This is a genomic window from Pseudarthrobacter phenanthrenivorans (assembly GCF_036455295.1).
In the GTDB taxonomy this organism is placed as follows: Bacteria; Actinomycetota; Actinomycetes; order Actinomycetales; family Micrococcaceae; genus Arthrobacter; species Arthrobacter phenanthrenivorans_C.
Genome location: NZ_JAYXNX010000008.1, coordinates 61,460 through 80,433, shown reverse-complemented (window position 1 = coordinate 80,433; position 18,974 = coordinate 61,460). Strand labels below are relative to the sequence as shown.

14 protein-coding genes are annotated in these 18,974 nt (G+C 66.7%); 12 read left to right on the top strand and 2 right to left on the bottom strand.

The genetic code is table 11. The features are described from left to right. Positions 1-35: 35 nt before the first annotated feature. A complete protein-coding gene (locus VXJ37_RS12090; RefSeq protein ID WP_331323273.1) occupies positions 36-1,187 on the bottom strand; it encodes a sunset domain-containing protein in 1,152 nt (383 codons plus the stop codon). Between the two features lie 257 nt (positions 1,188-1,444). On the opposite strand from VXJ37_RS12090, the gene ilvD reads away from it, so the two are divergent. The 10 genes from ilvD to VXJ37_RS12040 all read left to right on the top strand — a co-directional run bounded on the left by ilvD (position 1,445) and on the right by VXJ37_RS12040 (position 16,508). After that, a complete protein-coding gene (gene ilvD / locus VXJ37_RS12085; RefSeq protein WP_331323272.1) occupies positions 1,445-3,166 on the top strand; it encodes a dihydroxy-acid dehydratase in 1,722 nt (573 codons plus the stop codon). A gap of 380 nt (positions 3,167-3,546) precedes the next feature. Next, positions 3,547-5,454, top strand: a complete 1,908-nt coding sequence (locus tag VXJ37_RS12080; RefSeq protein WP_331323271.1) for an acetolactate synthase large subunit — start codon at positions 3,547-3,549, stop codon at positions 5,452-5,454. Positions 5,455-5,456: 2 nt separating this feature from the next. Continuing rightward, positions 5,457-5,969 (top strand): acetolactate synthase small subunit, encoded by a 513-nt coding sequence (gene ilvN, locus VXJ37_RS12075; protein WP_043453275.1) that lies wholly within the window; start codon positions 5,457-5,459, stop codon positions 5,967-5,969. 83 nt (positions 5,970-6,052) lie between these two features. Then, positions 6,053-7,078: a ketol-acid reductoisomerase gene (gene ilvC / locus VXJ37_RS12070; protein WP_141941976.1), complete on the top strand. Its 1,026-nt coding sequence runs from the start codon at positions 6,053-6,055 to the stop codon at positions 7,076-7,078. A gap of 123 nt (positions 7,079-7,201) precedes the next feature. Next, on the top strand, positions 7,202-8,791 hold the full coding sequence (gene serA / locus VXJ37_RS12065) for a phosphoglycerate dehydrogenase (protein WP_331323269.1): 1,590 nt from the start codon (positions 7,202-7,204) through the stop codon (positions 8,789-8,791). Between the two features lie 217 nt (positions 8,792-9,008). Then, positions 9,009-11,807 carry an ABC transporter permease gene (locus tag VXJ37_RS12060; RefSeq protein ID WP_331323268.1) on the top strand — a complete coding sequence of 933 codons (2,799 nt, stop codon included), beginning with the start codon at positions 9,009-9,011 and terminating at the stop codon, positions 11,805-11,807. Further along, positions 11,804-12,559, top strand: a complete 756-nt coding sequence (locus tag VXJ37_RS12055) for an ABC transporter ATP-binding protein (RefSeq protein ID WP_331323267.1) — start codon at positions 11,804-11,806, stop codon at positions 12,557-12,559. The genes VXJ37_RS12060 and VXJ37_RS12055 overlap by 4 nt, the downstream gene beginning before the upstream one ends. A gap of 35 nt (positions 12,560-12,594) precedes the next feature. Next, positions 12,595-14,151 (top strand): methionine--tRNA ligase, encoded by a 1,557-nt coding sequence (metG, locus tag VXJ37_RS12050; RefSeq protein ID WP_331323266.1) that lies wholly within the window; start codon positions 12,595-12,597, stop codon positions 14,149-14,151. Between the two features lie 88 nt (positions 14,152-14,239). Next, complete coding sequence (locus VXJ37_RS12045) at positions 14,240-15,292, top strand: 3-isopropylmalate dehydrogenase (protein ID WP_141941967.1); 1,053 nt, start codon at positions 14,240-14,242, stop codon at positions 15,290-15,292. Positions 15,293-15,395: 103 nt separating this feature from the next. Continuing rightward, complete coding sequence (locus tag VXJ37_RS12040; RefSeq protein WP_331323265.1) at positions 15,396-16,508, top strand: branched-chain amino acid aminotransferase; 1,113 nt, start codon at positions 15,396-15,398, stop codon at positions 16,506-16,508. 79 nt (positions 16,509-16,587) lie between these two features. Here the strand turns inward: VXJ37_RS12040 and VXJ37_RS12035 are convergent, their stop codons facing one another. Continuing rightward, positions 16,588-17,181 carry a hypothetical protein gene (locus VXJ37_RS12035; RefSeq protein ID WP_331323264.1) on the bottom strand — a complete coding sequence of 198 codons (594 nt, stop codon included), beginning with the start codon at positions 17,179-17,181 and terminating at the stop codon, positions 16,588-16,590. Between the two features lie 131 nt (positions 17,182-17,312). Between VXJ37_RS12035 and VXJ37_RS12030 the strand changes: the two genes are divergently transcribed. Further along, the gene (locus VXJ37_RS12030; RefSeq protein WP_331323263.1) at positions 17,313-18,137 is read left to right on the top strand and encodes an MBL fold metallo-hydrolase; all 825 of its coding nucleotides are present in this window, start codon (positions 17,313-17,315) and stop codon (positions 18,135-18,137) included. Between the two features lie 5 nt (positions 18,138-18,142). After that, the gene (locus VXJ37_RS12025; protein WP_331323262.1) at positions 18,143-18,919 is read left to right on the top strand and encodes a fumarylacetoacetate hydrolase family protein; all 777 of its coding nucleotides are present in this window, start codon (positions 18,143-18,145) and stop codon (positions 18,917-18,919) included. The last annotated feature ends 55 nt before the right edge of the window (positions 18,920-18,974 follow it).

The window sequence follows — 18,974 nt, the reverse complement described above, 5'->3', positions numbered from 1 at the left end:
CGGCCCGCCGCGATGCGGCGGGCCTTCTCCTGCTGCTAGAGCCGCTTGCGGCGCGGGGCGCGGAAGCCGGCGGCCTCGGCGTGCGCAGTGGATTCAAACCAGACTTCCGCGCGGGTCTGCTCGTACTCCGGGTGTCCCTCTTCGTAGTACACCATCGCTGCTGCGTCGCCCTTGACGGTGTAGTCAGCCGGGCCGCTCCCGTCGGGGCCCGGGGCGGCCGACCCTGCCCCGTACGGCTCGTCTGCCGCCAGGTGCCCGCCGGGCTCGGTGACGGCCGTTCCCTGTGCCGCACCCAGCCCCTGCCCGGTGCCCTGCTCCTGCCCGGAGCGCTGGAGGTGGTCCGCCCCGTTCTCGACCAGCGCGGAGGACTGCGCCCGCTCCAGCGTTTCGGCAGTTCCTGCGTCATTCCGGGCCTCCACCGGTGCCCCCGTGTCCTGTTGGACCGCTGCCTCATGGCTGTCCGCCGTCGGCGGGGCCGCCTCTCCGGCGCCCTGTCCAACGCCGGCACTGAGGTCGTCATCCGCGCCTTCGACGGCGGCGGTTTCGGCGCCGGGCAGCGTGGCAGCATGCGGTGCCGTGTATTCGTCGTGGTGCACAGGCCGCGCTGCTGGTGTTCCTTCGGTGGCCACCGCCTGCTGGCCGGCCGGCGGGGGAGTGGCCGCTTCCGGAGCCTCCGATGGCGTTGCCGCCCCGGCCGCGGCGGACGACGTGGCGGAGGAACCTGACCGCGGCACGGCTCCGGCCTCCGACCACTGGGTCTCCCACTCCGCCTGGTCCGCGGCCTGGTCGGCCTCGACGGCCTGGTCCTGGTGGGCTCGTTCCGCACGCTCCGTGCCGGCGTCGGAAGCTACCTGCGGGGCTGCTCCGGCGTCGGAAGTTGCCCGCGCCCCGCTGTCCGTAGCGGCGGAGGATTCCGCAGGCTCGTCGGCGGTGGCCGGCGCCGGAGGTTCGGCCGGCTTGCCGAAGCCCGCCGCGGTCGGGATGGCGGTGGTTCCCACAGCCTCCGCGGATGCCGCCGCGCTGCCGCCGCCCAGCGCTCCGCCGGGCCGGGCCGGCTCTGGGCGTGCTGTATCAGTCCGTGCTGCGCCAGGCGCGCCGGGCGGGTTGGCTGCCTTGTTGCGTTTCAGCAGCCACCAGATGATGACGGCGACGACGACAATGAGGATGATCCAAAAAAGAATGTCCATGGCAAGTCCTTCGGTACAGGTGGATGGGTGTCCTGTCCCTGACGCTACGTCGGGCCACCACCGCTGTCCAGAGAGACAGGCGGCCCGTGCAGGAGGCGCCGCCAGGAGTGGTTTCGGGGGGCAGAGGGCGTGGAACGACTCCAGCCACCCCGAGAACCGGGGCGCTGATCGACTATACGGCCGGTCATATGCGGCATTTGGACTTAATGCGGGCAGGGCAGTCGTGTCCGCCACACGTGAGCCCTAGACTTTCCCCTATGAGTGAGAGCCGGACCGCCGCCACTGGGAACACACCTGACATCAAGCCGCGCAGCCGCGTCGTCACCGACGGGATCCACGCCGCCCCTGCCCGCGGCATGTTCCGTGCGGTCGGCATGGGCGACGACGACTTCGCCAAGCCCCAGGTGGGTGTTGCCAGCTCCTGGAACGAAATCACTCCCTGCAACCTGTCACTGAACCGGCTTGCCCAGGGCGCGAAGGAAGGCGTCCACGCAGGCGGCGGCTTCCCCATGCAGTTCGGCACCATCTCCGTGTCCGACGGCATCTCCATGGGCCACGAAGGCATGCACTTCTCCCTGGTCTCCCGCGAAGTCATCGCCGACTCGGTGGAAACTGTCATGCAGGCCGAGCGGATTGATGGATCGGTGCTGCTGGCCGGCTGTGACAAGTCCCTGCCCGGCATGCTCATGGCCGCCGCGCGCCTGGACCTTGCCAGCGTCTTCCTCTATGCCGGGTCCATCATGCCCGGCTGGGTCAAGCTCGAGGACGGGTCGGAGAAGGAAGTCACCCTGATCGACGCCTTTGAGGCCGTGGGCGCCTGCGCCGCCGGCAGGATGAGCATGGAGGACCTGACCCGCATCGAAAAAGCGATCTGCCCCGGTGAAGGCGCCTGCGGCGGCATGTACACCGCCAACACGATGGCCTGCATCGGCGAGGCCCTGGGCATGTCCCTCCCCGGCTCCGCTGCCCCGCCCTCGGCAGACCGCCGTCGCGATGAGTTCGCAAGGAAGTCCGGCGAAGCCGTGGTCAACCTCCTGCGCCTGGGCATCACCGCACGGGACATCATGACCAAGAAAGCTTTCGAGAACGCCATTGCCGTCACCATGGCCTTCGGCGGCTCCACCAACGCGGTCCTGCACCTGCTCGCCATCGCACGCGAAGCCGAGGTGGAGCTCACCCTTGACGACTTCAACCGTATCGGTGACAAAATCCCGCACCTTGGGGACCTGAAGCCCTTTGGCCGCTACGTGATGACCGACGTCGACCGGATCGGCGGCGTGCCGGTGATCATGAAGGCACTGCTCGACGCCGGCCTGCTCCACGGCGACTGCCTCACCGTCACGGGCAGGACAGTCGCGGAAAACCTCGAGGCGATCAATCCGCCGGACGTTGACGGCAAGATCCTGCGCGCACTGGACAATCCGATCCACAAAACCGGCGGCATCACCATCCTGCACGGCTCCATGGCCCCCGAGGGGGCCGTGGTCAAGAGCGCCGGTTTCGACGCCGACGTCTTCGAAGGCACCGCCCGCGTCTTCGAGCGTGAACAGGGCGCCCTGGATGCGCTGGACAACGGCCGGATCAAGGCGGGCGACGTCGTCGTCATCCGCTACGAAGGCCCCAAAGGCGGCCCGGGCATGCGCGAAATGCTGGCCATCACCGGAGCCATCAAGGGTGCCGGCCTGGGTAAGGATGTCCTGCTCCTCACGGACGGCAGGTTCTCCGGCGGCACAACCGGCCTTTGCATCGGCCACGTCGCGCCGGAAGCGGTCGACGGCGGCCCCATTGCCTTCGTGAAGGACGGAGACAGGATCCGGGTGGACATCGCCGCACGCACCTTTGACCTGCTGGTGGACGAAGCGGAACTCGAGGCCCGCAAGGTGGGGTGGGAACCGCTGCCGGCCAGGTACACCAAGGGCGTCCTGGCGAAGTACGCCAAGCTTGTCCACAGCGCCAGCCAAGGCGCCTACACCGGCTGATGTGAGTTCCATGGGCGCCTCCCGGGACTGCCCCGCCGGAGGCGGCAGGGCTTAATGAGGGGTGACCCGAGGAGCCCCAGGCTGACGGCGCCCGCGCCGGAAGTTTGGGGTAGGGTCATTCCGTGGACAGTGTAGTCCACATGGTGAGATAGGGTTGTTGCTCGTTGACACCCATCTTGCCAAGAGGGAAAACTGAACGCATGACTTTCGTTACCGCCGGCACCGTCGTCGTCGTCCTTACCAAGCGCGTGGCACATTAGCCCCCTGGTAACGAACCGTCACGCGCAAACCCCTCACCAGCCGCCAGGCCGAGGGGTTTTTTTATTCCCACCGTTCCAAACCAGTTCCAAAACCAGAGAAGATCCACAAGGAAGAGTCCGATGAGCAAAGGATCGCCCATCAGCCCCTCGCTGATGGCCACCAAGTCCGCTGGAGCCGCCAAGGCTCCGGAACGCGCCGACCGGACGGCTGACCATGCCGCCGTCGTCGCCGACCTTGCCGCCGTCTCTCCTGTCCTTGGGCCGAACAACGTCGTACCCCCGACGGTGATGACCGGCTCGCAAGCAATCGTCCGCTCGCTCGAAGAACTCGGCGTCGACGATATTTTCGGTTTGCCTGGTGGCGCGATCCTGCCCACCTACGACCCCTTGATGGCCTCCACCATGAACCACGTGCTGGTCCGTCACGAACAGGGAGCCGGCCACGCCGCGCAAGGCTACGCCATGGTCACCGGCCGGGTGGGCGTCTGCATCGCCACCTCGGGCCCCGGCGCCACCAACCTCGTTACCGCCATCATGGATGCCCACATGGACTCCGTGCCCCTGGTGGCCATCACCGGCCAGGTATCCAGCGGCGTGATCGGCACCGACGCCTTCCAGGAAGCCGACATCGTGGGCATCACGATGCCCATCACCAAGCATTCCTTCCTGGTGACCGACCCCAACGACATCCCGCACGTCATGGCCGAGGCCTTCCACCTGGCATCCACCGGGCGCCCCGGTCCCGTGCTGGTGGACGTAGCCAAGGATGCCCAGGTGGGCCAGATGACCTTCTCCTGGCCGCCGAAGATCGACCTGCCCGGCTACCGGCCGGTGACGCGCGGGCACAACAAGCAGGTGCGGGAGGCCGCGAAGCTCATTGCCGCCTCCACCAAGCCCGTGCTGTACGTGGGCGGCGGCGTGGTCAAGGCACACGCCTCGGCCGAACTTCTCGCCCTCGCGGAAGCAACCGGCGCGCCGGTGGTGACCACCCTGATGGCCAAGGGCGCGTTCCCCGACTCACACCCGCAGCACGTGGGCATGCCGGGCATGCACGGCACCGTTTCCGCCGTCACGGCCCTGCAGCAGTCCGATCTCCTGATCACCCTGGGCGCACGCTTCGACGACCGCGTCACGGGCGTGCTGAAGACCTTCGCGCCGAACGCCAAGGTGATCCATGCCGACATCGATCCCGCCGAAATCTCCAAGAACCGCACTGCCGACGTACCCATCGTCGGCTCCGTCAAGGAGATCATCCCGGAACTGACCGAGGCGGTGCGCAGCCAGTTCGAGGCCTCCGGCACCCCGGACCTGACCACTTGGTGGGCGTTCCTGAACAACCTCAAGGAAACCTACCCGCTCGGCTGGACCGAACCGGATGACGGCCTCATCGCACCGCAGCGGGTCATCAAGCGGATTGGTGAACTGACCGGACCCGAAGGCGTGTACGTGGCCGGCGTGGGCCAGCACCAGATGTGGGCCGCCCAGTTCATCAAGTACGAGCGCCCCCACGCCTGGCTGAACTCCGGCGGCGCGGGCACAATGGGCTACGCCGTCCCGGCCGCCATGGGCGCCAAGGTGGGGGAGCCGGACCGTGTTGTCTGGGCCATCGACGGTGACGGCTGTTTCCAGATGACCAACCAGGAACTGGCCACCTGCGCCATCAACAACATCCCCATCAAGGTTGCCGTCATCAACAACTCCTCCCTGGGCATGGTGCGGCAGTGGCAGACCCTCTTCTACGAGGGCCGCTACTCCAACACCGACCTCAACACCGGCCATGACACCGTCCGCATCCCGGACTTCGTTAAGCTGGGGGAGGCCTACGGCTGCGCGTCCTTCCGTGTTGAACGCGAGGAGGACATCGACGCCACCATCCAGAAGGCCCTCGAAATCAACGACCGCCCCGTGGTCATCGACTTCGTGGTGAGCCCCAACTCCATGGTGTGGCCGATGGTGCCCGCCGGCGTGAGCAACGACCAGATCCAGGTTGCCCGCAACATGACCCCGGAATGGGAAGAGGAAGACTGAGCATGAGCCGCCACACACTCTCTGTCCTGGTTGAGGACAAGCCCGGCGTCCTGACCCGCGTGGCCAGCCTCTTCGCCCGCCGCGCCTTCAACATCAACTCCCTGGCCGTCGGCCCCACCGAAGTGCCGGGCGTGTCCCGCATGACGGTGGTGGTCGACGCCGACGGCGACCTCATCGAGCAGGTCACCAAGCAGCTCAACAAGCTGGTCAACGTCATCAAGATCGTTGAGCTCACCCCAGAATCTTCCGTACAGCGCGACCACATCCTGGTCAAGGTACGTGCGGATGCCGCAACACGCCTGCAGGTAACCCAGGCCGCAGACCTGTTCCGTGCCTCAGTGGTTGACGTGTCCACCGACTCCGTCGTCATTGAGGCCACCGGCCACCCCGAAAAGCTCACGGCACTGCTCTCAGTGCTGGAGCCCTTCGGCATCCGCGAAATTGTGCAGTCCGGCACCCTGGCCGTTGGACGGGGATCCCGCTCCATGAGTGACCGGGCGCTCCGCTCCGCCTAGGCCTCAAGCCCTGGCGGCACCGCGCCCGTAACCGCAGCACCGCAAGACCACTACCTACACAACACTCAAGAGGAGTTACGCAAGTGACTGAAATGTTCTACGACGACGACGCCGATCTCTCGATCATCCAGGGCCGCAAGGTTGCCATCGTTGGCTACGGGTCCCAGGGCCACGCCCACGCACTCAACCTGCGCGATTCCGGCGTCGAGGTCGTCATCGCCCTGAAGGACGGCTCCAAGTCCGCCGCCAAGGCACAGGATGCAGGCTTCACGGTCAAGAACGTCGCCGACGCCGCCGAATGGGCCGACGTCATCATGATCCTGGCACCGGACCAGCACCAGCGCGCGATCTACAACGACTCCATCAAGGACAAGCTGACCCCGGGCAAGGCCCTGGCCTTCGCGCACGGCTTCAACATCCGCTTCGGCTACATCCAGGCACCGGAGGGCGTTGACGTCATCCTGGTGGCCCCGAAGGCCCCGGGCCACACCGTTCGCCGCGAGTTCGAGGCCGGCCGCGGCATCCCGGACATCATCGCCGTCGAGCAGGACGCGTCCGGCAACGCCTGGGAGCTGGCCAAGTCCTACGCCAAGGCCATCGGCGGCACCCGCGCCGGCGTCATCAAGACCACCTTCACCGAAGAGACCGAAACCGACCTCTTCGGCGAGCAGGCAGTGCTTTGCGGCGGCGTCTCCCAGCTGATCCAGTACGGCTTCGAGACCCTGACCGAGGCCGGCTACCAGCCGCAGATCGCCTACTTCGAGGTGCTGCACGAGCTCAAGCTCATAGTCGACCTCATGTGGGAGGGCGGCATCGCCAAGCAGCGCTGGAGCGTTTCCGACACCGCGGAGTACGGCGACTACGTCTCCGGCCCGCGCGTCATCACCCCTGAGGTGAAGGAAAACATGAAGGCCGTCCTGGCCGACATCCAGTCCGGTGCATTCGCCAAGCGCTTCATCGAGGATCAGGACAACGGCGGCGTGGAGTTCAAGGAACTGCGTGCCAAGGCAGAGCAGCACCCCATCGAGGCTGTTGGCCGCGAGCTGCGCGCCCTGTTCTCCTGGCAGCAGCAGGACGTGGACTACGTGGAAGGCTCCGCAGCCCGCTAAGGCTGCCTGCGCCATCATTCAGACCCAACGGTGAGGCCGGGTTCACACTTAACAATGTGAGCCCGGCCTTTCCGTCGGCCTAGACTTGTTACATCCCCAGGACTGCAACGCAGAGGATCAGCCGTGTCAAAACCCGTAGTACTGCTCGCCGAAGAACTTTCCCCCGCCACCGTCGAGGCCCTTGGCCCGGACTTCGAAATCCGCCAGACCGACGGCGCCGACCGTTCCCAGCTGCTCTCGGCCATCAGTGACGTGGACGCCATCCTGGTCCGCTCCGCCACCCAGGTGGACGCCGAAGCAATCGCCGCCGCCAAGAACCTGAAAGTCATCGCCCGCGCCGGCGTCGGACTGGACAACGTGGACATCAAGGCCGCCACCCAGGCCGGCGTGATGGTGGTCAACGCCCCCACGTCCAACATCGTCTCCGCAGCAGAACTCACCGTGGGCCACATCCTGAGCCTCGCGCGCCACATCCCGCAGGCCAGCGCCGCCCTCAAGGACGGCGAATGGAAGCGCTCCAAGTACACGGGCATCGAACTGTTCGAAAAGAAGATCGGCATCATCGGCCTGGGCCGCATCGGCGCACTGGTGGCAGCCCGGCTCAAGGGCTTCGAAACCAAGATCCTGGCCTACGATCCCTACATCACCTCCGCCCGCGCCGCGCAGCTTGGCGTGCAGCTGGTGACCCTCGACGAGCTCCTGGCGCAGTCCGACTTCATCACCATCCACATGCCCAAGACGCCTGAGACCGTCGGCATGCTCGGCGCAGACGCCTTCCGGAAGATGAAGAACACCGCTTACGTCGTCAACGTGGCCCGTGGCGGCCTGGTGGACGAGGAAGCCCTCTTCACCGCCCTGCAGGACGGTGAGATCGCCGGTGCCGGCGTGGACGTCTTCGCCAAGGAGCCCAGCACGGACCTGCCGTTCTTCAAGCTCGACAACGTGGTGGTCACCCCCCACCTGGGCGCCTCCACGGATGAAGCCCAGGAGAAGGCCGGTGTCTCCGTTGCCAAGTCGGTCCGCCTGGCCCTCGCCGGCGAACTGGTGCCGGACGCCGTCAACGTTGCCGGCGGCGTCATTGCCCCCGACGTCCGGCCGGGCATCCCGCTGATCGAGAAGCTGGGCCGTATCTTCACCGCACTGACCCACGCATCCCTGACCCAGTTCGATGTGGAAGTGGCCGGCGAAATCTCCTCCCTCGACGTCAAGGTACTCGAACTCGCAGCGCTCAAGGGCATCTTCGCCGACGTCGTCACCGAGCAGGTCTCCTACGTCAACGCCCCGGTTATCGCCGAGCAGCGCGGGATCAACGTCCGCCTCATTACGACCCCTGAGACCGAGTCCTACCGCAATGTCCTGACCCTGCGCGGCGCCCTCAGCGATGGCACCCAGATCTCTGTATCCGGCACCCTGACCGGCCCCAAGCAGATCGAAAAGCTCGTGGGCATCAACGGCTTCGAAGTTGAAATTCCCATCAGCGAGCACCTCGTGGTGGTTGCCTACACGGACCGTCCCGGCGTCATCGGAACCATCGGACACATCCTCGGCATGAACAACATCAACATCGCCGGAATGCAGGTTGCCCGCTCCAATGAAGGCGGCCAGGTGCTCGCCCTGCTGACCATCGACAGCTCCGTTCCCCAGCAGGTGCTGGATGCCATCAAGGCCGGCATCGGCGCTGAGATGGTCCGCGAAGTGGACCTGGAAGACTAACGCGACACACCGGCCGAAACGCCGAAACCGCCTCTTCGCCGCGGCACCTCCAGGCGGAGCCACGTATGATTGGCCGGTCTGCTTACAATGGCTTGGTCCTGATTCAGGACCGTAGCCGGCAGGCCGGCCAATACCCTTTGCACATCCGTCCGCCATGCTCCACGTCTGCCCGGGCGGATGGAGGTGTGCGCACGCAATCCAGGTTTCAGGGAGTTCCATGAACGCCGTCCAGAGGTTCATCAGAAGCAGGGTGCTGCTGTTGACCGCGGCCATCTTGATCGCAGCCATGTGCTTGTCGGTCCTCGTCCAAAGCCAGTCGCAGGCTGCGCTCAACCGGACGGTTGATGAGAATTCGAGGGGGCTCTACGACATCCTGGTCCAGGCCAAAGCGCCCTCCGGGGCGCTCCTGCAGCCGGAGATCGCCAACGGGGCCGGCGGCATCGGCTTCGACCAGCTGGATTCCATCCGGAAGCTTTCGGGGACGTCCGTCGCCGCCCCTATCAGCCTGGTCTCCCGCGTCACCCAGAACCTGGAAACACCCCGGCTGGACGCCATGGACTACCTCGGCTACAACGCCGGCCTGGCCGGCGCCTCAACGGCGGACCAGGCCGCCGGAGCCACGGCCCCGGACAAGTGGCCCGCGCCCGAATCCGTGCTGACGGACACCGCCAAGAAGTACCGGATCACTGCCAGTGCCGTCAGCTCGGACGGGAAGTCGGACCAGACCCTGTTCAAGACCACCGCTGAGGGCACCCTCGGTAAAGCCCGCCTGGTGGAGGAAAAGACGCAGGGCGGCACCAGCATCCGCATCGCCCCGCCCGCGGGGGAGACAGGCATCAAGTTCCCCGCCCCCGCCGGCGGTTCCGAGCACAACCTCTTCAACCTTTCCGTCGCCTTGCCGCTCGCACCTGAGGTCACCGAATCGGTCGTGGCCGTGGACCCCGCGGCAGAACGGGCCCTGTTGGGCTCGGCGGGTGACTTCCTGGCTCCACTGGAGAAGGCACCCCCCGCCGACGCGCGCGACGCCGGCGCCGTGGGCCGCTACCTGCAGGGACTGTTCAGCAGCGGCATCAGCATGGACCAGCTGAAGGAAGGACCCGACTTCCTGGGCGTCAAGCTCAAGTACTGGGCGCCCCTGATGACCCAGTACCAGCAGGCCAAGAGCAGCGGCCAGCTGACCAGCGGCTCGCAGGCCGTTCCGCTGATCGTGCGCTCCGGCACCTCGCTGGACCTGAAGTACAACGTCAAGATCGAGGAAATTGACGACGCCGGCAAGGTGGTCAAGGACGTCGGCACCGTCTCCAAGTCGCTGGGCAAGGATTACCTGCCTTTCGTTTCCAAGGATCCCTTCGTGTTGTCCTGGCCCGGTTCGACGGACCACTCGTCCCTGCTGGGCAACAACGGCAACTTCAACCCGGGCCTTTACACGCCCGCCAAATGGAGCACCGACTTTGCCGGTGCCCCCAAGTACACCGATGGCGGAACCGCCGCCAACGGCGCCGTGGACAAGACCGCGGTGCCCGGCGACTGGGTGACCGTCAACCGCCTGCCGGACAAGGCCGCCAACGGTGCTCCCGTCGACCAGACCCAGCGTGATCCCGTGGACGAGCGGTCCTACCGGGACAACCTGTCCACCGGCCAGCAGCAGGCCGGGCAGCCGCTGCCCATGGTTTACGGCACCTTCGACCCCGCTGCCGTCGAGGCAGCCTCGGGTGACGTCAACAAGCTCCCGCTGGGCGGCTACGATCCCACGCCCTTCACCCTGGTCAAGGACGCGTCCGGCAAGGACGTTCCGTCCGCGGAGCTTAAGCCGTCGCTCAGCGCCACGGGACTGGCCAGCCAGTCCGCCGGCGCCATCACCGACTACTACGGGCTCGCCGCCGCCCGCGGCTACAAGCAGAACGCTGCGGTCATCGACGCCATCCGTGTCCGCGCCAAGGCGCCGGGCAGCTGGAAGGACGCCCAGCCCGAGGTGGAGAAGCTCGCCGCCGAGATCCGGGCCATGGGCCTGGACGCCACCGTGGTGGCCGGTTCAGCCCGTGAGGACACCAGTATTTTCGTGCCCGGCTACTCCAAGGACGACGCCGGCAAGGAATCGCCGCTGGGCACAGTCCAGCAGTCCTGGGTGCGCCAGAACGCCGCGGAAGCAGTCACCGGAGCGCTGTCCGGAACCAACATCACCCTGCTCTTCCTTACCCTGTGCGGAGCGGCCCTCCTGACGGGCGCCTCGACGGTGAGCTATATCCGCAAGCGCCGCAGCGAGGCAGGCACCCTTCGCGCCATGGGGTGGACCCAGCGGCGGATCCGCAGCTGGGTGCTTGAGGAATTCGGCGTCGGTGCCGTGCTTCTCGCTGCCGCTGGCCTGGTGCTGAGCCTGCTGAGCTGGAGCGTCGCCACGGCCCTGGTGTGCGTTGCGGTCCTGGTCCTGTACTGCGGCGCGGCCCTGTTCGCCGCCCGGCAGCTGCGCCACCGCGACGAGATCGACCAGGAACCGCAGCATGACGAACGGCTCATCCAGGTGGACTCCCCGCTCACCTTCGCCAACCGCCAGCTGAGCACCAACAAGTTCAACACGCTGTCGCTGGCCGTCGCCGTCGGCGTCTTCGGTGCTGCCGTGGGTGGGCTGATCGCCCTCCTCATCGACATCCCGCGGGCAGCCGGCGCCAGCGCCCTGAGCGGCCTGGCCGCAGCCAGCGTAACGCTGCCCAGCATGCTGCTGGCGCTTGCCGGGGTGGCCGTGGGACTGGTGCTCACCCTGGTAACCGGCCGCTTCGAACTTAACGCCAAGCGGCAGTACCTGGGCATCCTCCAGGCCATGGGCTGGAACCCGGACATGCTCCGCCAGGTGCGGTTCTTCGAAAACGCGCTGGTGGGAGCCGTGGCCCTGCCGCTGGGCGTGCTGGGCGCCCTGGGCATCGGCCTGCTGCTGGCACCCTACGCAGCCATCTGGGCTGCCGTCGCGGGGCTGGTGGCTGTAATTTGCTGGATACCGATTGCAACGAAAGTGGTCCAATGACAAACCCGACGAACGTCCAGCGCAGCCGCAGGAGCGGCTCCAACGAGGTCCCCCTGCAGACCCGGGCCAACACCATCGTCAAGTCGGCCGACCACGCCACCCCGCTGGAAATGCGCGACATCACCATCCGGTACGGCGGCGGTAAAGGCGGGGCCGAGGCCGTCAGCGTGGTCGAAGGGTTCGACCTGACCCTGCACGCGGGCGAGATGCACTGCGTCGCCGGCCGGAGCGGCTCCGGGAAGACCAGCATTTTGACTGTCGGCGCGGGACTCACGCTGCCCACGTCCGGCCGCGTTCTCTGGGAAGGTGATTCCCTCGAAAGCATGGGCGACGACGAAATCGCCGACCGCCGTCGTGCCCTCATCGGCTACGTGGACCAGGGCGGTGCCCTGATTGATGGGATGAGCGCCCTCGAAAACGTCCTCCTGCCCGCCGTCCCCGACGGCGAGGTGGACCAGCGGCGCGACATGGCCAAGGACCTGCTGGACCTGGTGGGCCTCGGCCGGCGCATGCGGCACCGTCCCGCACAGCTGTCCGGCGGCGAACGGCAGCGTGTGGCGATCGCCCGCGCACTGATCCTGGGTACCAGGGTCCTGGTGGTTGATGAGCCCACCGCCTCCCTGGACCGTGCCTCCGCCAACCGCATCATCAGCATCCTGAAGGACACCACTTCGGACGGCATCGCTGTCCTGGTGGCCTCGCACGACCACGAGCTGGTCCGCCTGAGCGATACCCTGACAGAACTGATCTAGCCCACCCCATCGCACCGAAGGTAACCGTCCGCACCGTGACTGCTCCAGAGAAAACGCCGTTCTACATCACCACGGCCATCACCTACCCCAACGGCGTGCCGCACATCGGGCATGCCTATGAGTACATTGCCACCGACGCCATGGCCCGCTTCAAGCGGCTGGACGGCTATGACGTGATGTTCCTGACCGGCACGGACGAGCACGGCATGAAGATCGCCCAGACGGCGGAGAAGGAAGGCATCACCCCCAAGGAACTCGTGGACCGGAACGTCGCGGTCTACAAGGAGGCGCACTCCGCCCTGGGCATCAGCTACGACCGGTTCATCCGCACCACGGACGCAGACCACTACGCCGCCTCGCAGGCCATCTGGAAGAAAATGGAGGCCAACGGCGATATCTACCTCGATAAGTACGAGGGCTGGTACTCCGTGCGTGACGAGGCGTTCTACGCCGAAGACGAGACCGTGGTGAAGGACGACGGCGTGCGCTACTCGAAAGAGACGGACACCGAGGTGACGTGGACGGCTGAGGAGAGCTACTTCTTCCGGCTGTCCGCCTACCAGGACAAGCTGCTGGCCCTCTACGAATCCCACCCGGAGTTCGGTGCCCCGCAGTACCGGTTCAACGAGGTCATCAGCTTCGTCAAGCGCGGCCTGGAGGACCTGTCCATCAGCCGGACCACGTTCGACTGGGGCGTTCCGGTCCCGGGCAACGACAAGCACGTCATGTACGTGTGGGTGGACGCGCTGACCAACTACCTCACCGGCGTGGGCTATCCGGACACGGAGTCGGAGAAGTTCCGGAAGTACTGGCCCGCCGACGTCCACATCATCGGCAAGGACATCTCCCGCTTCCACGCCATCTACTGGCCGGCTTTCCTGATGAGCGCGGGACTGGAGCTGCCCAAGCGGGTGATGATCCACGGCTTCCTGCACAACAACGGGGTCAAGATGTCCAAGTCCCTGGGCAACGTGGTGGCGCCTGCCGACTTCGTGGCCCGGTACGGCCTGGACCAGGTGCGGTTCTTCTTCCTGCGCGAGGTGCCGTTCGGGGCCGACGGCAGCTACAACCATGAGGCCATCGTGGGCCGGATGAACTCGGACCTCGCCAACAACTTCGGCAACCTGGCCCAGCGTTCCCTGTCCATGGTGGCCAAGAACTGCGGTGCGGCCGTGCCTGTCCCGGGCGAATTCACTGCGGATGACAACGCCATCCTGGCCCAGGCCAACGGGCTGCTGGATGCTGCCCGCGCCGCCTTCGACAAGCAGGAGTTCAGCCGCGCCCTGGAGTCCCTCTGGGGTGTGCTGCACCATACCAACGCCTACTTCGCCGAGCAGGCCCCTTGGGTGCTGCGGAAGACCGACGTCGAACGCATGAATACCGTCCTGTATGTGACGCTTGAAGTGCTGCGGATCGTTGCCATCCTGGCCCAGCCGGTCATGCCCAACGCCACGGCCAAGCTCCTGGAGGCACTGGGCCAGCCGGAAGGCGATGCACGGCAGTTTGCCGCCATCGCCACGCCGATCGTGGCCGGCACAACTTTGCCTGCCCCCGCTCCGGTGTTCCCCAAGTTCGAGGAACCGGCGGAATAAGCCGTCCTGCCACCGGTGGCGGATGCGCTCCTGTCCAAAAGCTGAGACAGCTTGACCAGCATATGGATGTCTTGGCTACGCTGAAAACATGAGCGCATCCTCCATCGATCTTGCAGTTATTCCCGGCGACGGCATCGGCCCCGAAGTCATCGCAGAGGCCCTCAAAGTCCTGGAAAAGGCTGTCGCCGCGGAGGGTGCCGAGCTCAAGCAGACGCACTACCAGCTCGGTGCCGAGCACTGGCTCGCCACGGGGGAGACCCTCCCGGACCACGTCCTGGAAGACCTGAAGACCCGCGATGCCATCCTCTTTGGTGCCGTGGGCGCCGCTCCCGGCGACACCCGCATCCCTTCCGGAATCATCGAGCGTGAGCTGCTCCTCAAGCTCCGCTTCAGCCTGGACCACTACGTCAACCTGCGGCCCTCCCGGCTCTACGGCACGGTGGGCAGCCCGCTGGCCAACCCCGGAACCATCGACTTCATCGTGGTGCGTGAGGGAACCGAGGGCCCCTACGTCGGCAACGGCGGCTCGCTGCGGGCGGGAACCCCGCACGAGGTAGCCACGGAAGTGTCCCTGAACACGGCCCACGGGGTGGAGCGCGTGGTCCGCGACGCCTTCCGGCGCGCCAGCCTCCGGGAACGCAAGCACGTCACCCTGGTGCACAAGCACAACGTCCTGGTCTTCGCCGGGCACTTGTGGAAGCGCACTGTCGAAGCCGTCGCCCAGGAATTCCCCGGCGTCACCCACGACTACCTGCACGTGGACGCTGCCACCATCTTCATGGTCACGGACCCCTCCCGTTTCGACGTGATCGTCACTGACAACCTGTTCGGCGACATCATCACCGACCTCGCCGCTGCCATCACGGGCGGCATCGGCCTGGCAGCGTCCGGCAACATCAACATGGACCGGACAGCACCTTCGATGTTCGAGCCGGTCCACGGCTCCGCGCCGGACATCGCAGGGCAGGGCAAGGCAGACCCCACCGCGGCCATCCTGTCCGCAGCCCTCCTGCTGGACCACCTGGGCTACGCCGACGCCGCCCGCCGGATCGAAGCGGCCGTTGTTGCCGACGTCGAAAAGCGCGACGGCACGGCACGCAGCACCAGCGCCGTCGGCGACGCCATCGCCGCCGGCCTCTAGCCCGCGCCGGGGCCGCCGGCTTCGGGCGTAAGCTTGTCTCGAATCACCAAATGCCGCCTTGCAGTTCAGCGCTGAACCCGGGGCGGCCGATCGTGGAGGAACCATGACTCAGACCGCCCATGGCGTCGAATTCACCCGGCAGCCCTCGGAGAACCCGAAGTCCGCCGAAGAGCGTGCAGCCATCCTGGCAAACCCGGGATTCGGCAACTACTTCACCGACCACACCGCCATCGTCGACTACAGCGTTGACGCGGACGGCAACGGCGGCTGGCACGACGCGCGCGTCGAACCCTACGGTCCGATTGTCCTGGACCCCTCCGCAGCCGTGTTCCACTACGGCCAGGAGATCTTCGAAGGGCTCAAGGCCTACCGCCATGCGGATGGCTCAGTCTGGACCTTCCGGCCCGAGGCCAACGCGGCACGCCTGAATAAATCTGCCCGCCGCCTGGCCCTGCCGGAACTCCCGGCGGAGTACTTCCTTGGCGCCATCCGCGAGCTGGTGGCCGTTGACAAGGAATGGGTTCCGTCCGGTGACGGCGAGGCCCTGTACCTGCGGCCCTTCATGATCGCCACGGAGGCTTTCCTGGGCGTCCGCGCTGCCCGTGAGGTTTCCTTCCGGGTGATTGCCTCGCCTGCCGGCAACTACTTCGGCGGGGAACTCAAGCCCGTCTCCATCTGGATCTCCAGGCAGTACGCCCGTGCCGGCCGCGGCGGCACCGGCGACGCCAAGTGCGGCGGCAACTACGCCGCGTCCCTGATCGCGCAGCAGGAAGCCGAAGCCAACGGCTGCAAGCAGGTGCTGTTCCTTGACCAGGCCAACGACAATGCTGTCGAAGAGCTGGGTGGCATGAACGTGTTCTTCGTCATGAAGGACGGCTCGCTCGCAACCCCCGCGCTGACCGGCACCATCCTGGAAGGCGTCACCAGGATGTCCGTGATCCAGGTGGCCAAGGACATGGGCCGCGAGGTGGCCGAGCGCAAGATCACCCTTGACGAGTGGCGCGACGGCGTGGCCTCCGGCGATATCACCGAGGTCTTCGCCTGCGGCACCGCAGCGGTCATCACCCCCATTGGAGTCCTCAAGGACGCCACGGAATTCATCGGCTCCGAGGACGCAAAGGCCGGCGAGGTCACCATGGCCATCCGCGAAAAGCTCCTTGGCATCCAGACCGGCGCCGAACCGGACACGCACGGCTGGCTCACGCGCCTGGCATAGCCAGAAGCTTAAGCACGACGGCGCCTGCCGGACTTTGGTCCGGCAGGCGCCGTTCTGCGTCACGGCCGACGGCGGTGGTTCAGCGCCGCGCTGCCTTCCGGGCGGCGTTCTTCATGGCTTTGCGCGACACCGGCTTGAGTGCCTTGCGGGCTGCTTCCTCCGACAGGGCCCGGTTGCGCCGGGCGTCGACGATGTCGTTCCACAGCGTGCTGGCGAAGACACCGCCATCCTGGGCGTAGACATCGTACGGGTAGCCGGCGAAGACGGAGGGCATGGCGCCGCCGGTGAACAGGTCTTTGTTGCCGGCCTTGGCCACGGCGTCGCCCAGAGCCCAGGTGCGGGTCAGATGGCGGGTGAGGTTTTCCTGCACGAACACCTTGGCGTCGCTGGAACGGGATGCCTGGTCCAGCAGGGTTTCCAGGTCTGCGGCCAGGATTGCGGCGCCGGCCTGGTCCGCCGGTGCGGATGCAGCGTCCACTTCCGCAGTGATCGCGGCGACGGCTTCGCTCCAGTCGGCCGTCTCGCGGAACTTCTTCCAGGTGGGGAACCACACGATGCTGCCCGTGGCGTGATTGTGGACGTGCAGCAGGCCGGTGGCCTTTTCGGTGGCCGAGTGGTCGTGGCCGTCTGCGTCGGCTTGGGCGAGAAGGTCTGCGAGTAATGCGGTGCTCATGGGAGATTCAGGCTTCCTGTGGGGAACGTGCTGCTGTCACTGGGTGCCAACCCGGGGCGGCCGCAGTTCTATTCCGAGGTTGTGGTGGAGACGGACTGGGGAGGGGCGGCACCGGATGCAAGGATGGGTCAGTGACCTCCCATCCCGGCCCCGCACTGCAGCCCAGCTCCCCGCTGACCCGTTTCATCCTGGCCCCCAATCCCGGCCCCATGAGCCTGGACGGCACCAACTCCTACCTTGTTGCTGCCCCGGGGCACTCCGCCCTGGTGGTGGTGGACCCTGGCCCCCCGGATGAAACCCACCTGTCCGCGCTGGCCGGGGCGGGCGACGTCGAACTTATCCTGGTGACGCACCGGCATGCAGACCACACGGCGGGATCCGCGCGCCTGCATGAACTGACGGGTGCGCCGGTACGTGCCGCGGACCCGGCCCACTGCCATGGTGGTGGAAAGCCCCTGGCCAACGGGGAAGCGATCCGTGCGGCAGGAGTGGACATCGCCGTGCTGGCCACCCCGGGCCATACCTCGGACTCCGTCTGCTTCCACCTGCCGGCGGACGGTCAATGCGGATCCGTGCTCACCGGGGACACCGTCCTTGGCCGGGGCACCACCGTGCTGGACTATCCGGACGGCACCCTTGGCGATTACCTCGCATCCCTGGACCGGCTGGAAGCCCTGGGACCCGCCACGGTCCTTCCCGCCCACGGCCCCGTGCTGCCGTCCCTTGAGGCGATCGCCAGGGATTACCGGGCCCACCGGGAGGACCGGCTGGCGCAGGTCCGCGCCGCGCTGGGCACGCTGGGCCGGGACGCATCCGTGGGCGACGTGGCTGACGCCGTCTATGCCGACGTCGGAGCTTCCGTCAGGCGTGCTGCCGAGCTGTCCGTGGCCGCGCAGCTGTCCTACCTGCGCGGCAGCGCCGAAGGGCAGCCCGGTGCCGGCGGGACGGTAGGGTAGGAGCCATGCGTATTGCCAGGTTTGTTGTCGATTCCGATCCCCTGTACGGCGTTGTTGAAGGTGAACCGGGCAGTGAGGAAATCACTGTCATCCACGGCGATCCCTTCTTCAATGGAGTGGAGCGCACCTCCGTGCGCCACAAGCTGGAGGACGTCCGGCTGCTGGCGCCCATCATCCCCCGCAGCAAGGTGATCGGCGTCGGCCGGAACTTCGTCGAGCACGCCAAGGAACTGGGCAACGAGATACCGGCCCAGCCGCTGCTGTTCCTGAAGCCCAACACCGCCGTCGTAGGTCCCAACGATCCCGTGGTGCTGCCGGAATTCTCGGAGGAGGTGTCCTTCGAAGCCGAACTCTGCGTGGTGATCGGCCGGATCTGCAAGGATGTTCCCGAGGAGCGCGTGGATGACGTCATTTTCGGCTACACCTGCGGCAACGACCTCACCGCGCGCGACGTGCAGAAGACGGACCTGCAGTGGACCCGCGCCAAGGGCTTCGACACCTCCGCCCCCCTGGGGCCCTGGATAGAAACCGACCTGGACACCGAAGACCTCCAGATCACCGGCAGGCTCAACGGGGAAGTCCGCCAGGACGGCAGCACCAGCCAGATGATCCGCGGCGTGCGTGAACTGGTGTCCGTGGTATCCCAGGCTTTCACCTTGCTGCCGGGCGACGTGATCATGACCGGCACCCCCGCGGGCGTTGGCCTGGTCAAGGAAGGCGACCGCTTCGAGGTGGAGATCGAGGGCATCGGCCGGCTCTCCAACCCGATCGTCCGCCGCTAGCCGGGTCCCGCGGGACGGGAGGGCTGCACCCGGGCAGGCGGGTAAAGTTGAAGCC

What these genes read in the sequence shown, in the direction of transcription:
- VXJ37_RS12090 (WP_331323273.1), bottom strand. Translation starts at nt 1,187, where the DNA reads ATGGACATTCTTTTTTGGATCATCCTCATTGTCGTCGTCGCCGTCATC.
- VXJ37_RS12025 (WP_331323262.1), top strand. Translation starts at nt 18,143, where the DNA reads ATGCGTATTGCCAGGTTTGTTGTCGATTCCGATCCCCTGTACGGCGTT.
- VXJ37_RS12060 (WP_331323268.1), top strand. Translation starts at nt 9,009, where the DNA reads ATGAACGCCGTCCAGAGGTTCATCAGAAGCAGGGTGCTGCTGTTGACC.
- VXJ37_RS12035 (WP_331323264.1), bottom strand. Translation starts at nt 17,181, where the DNA reads ATGAGCACCGCATTACTCGCAGACCTTCTCGCCCAAGCCGACGCAGAC.
- VXJ37_RS12045 (WP_141941967.1), top strand. Translation starts at nt 14,240, where the DNA reads ATGAGCGCATCCTCCATCGATCTTGCAGTTATTCCCGGCGACGGCATC.
- ilvN (WP_043453275.1), top strand. Translation starts at nt 5,457, where the DNA reads ATGAGCCGCCACACACTCTCTGTCCTGGTTGAGGACAAGCCCGGCGTC.
- VXJ37_RS12080 (WP_331323271.1), top strand. Translation starts at nt 3,547, where the DNA reads ATGAGCAAAGGATCGCCCATCAGCCCCTCGCTGATGGCCACCAAGTCC.
- ilvD (WP_331323272.1), top strand. Translation starts at nt 1,445, where the DNA reads ATGAGTGAGAGCCGGACCGCCGCCACTGGGAACACACCTGACATCAAG.
- VXJ37_RS12040 (WP_331323265.1), top strand. Translation starts at nt 15,396, where the DNA reads ATGACTCAGACCGCCCATGGCGTCGAATTCACCCGGCAGCCCTCGGAG.
- VXJ37_RS12055 (WP_331323267.1), top strand. Translation starts at nt 11,804, where the DNA reads ATGACAAACCCGACGAACGTCCAGCGCAGCCGCAGGAGCGGCTCCAAC.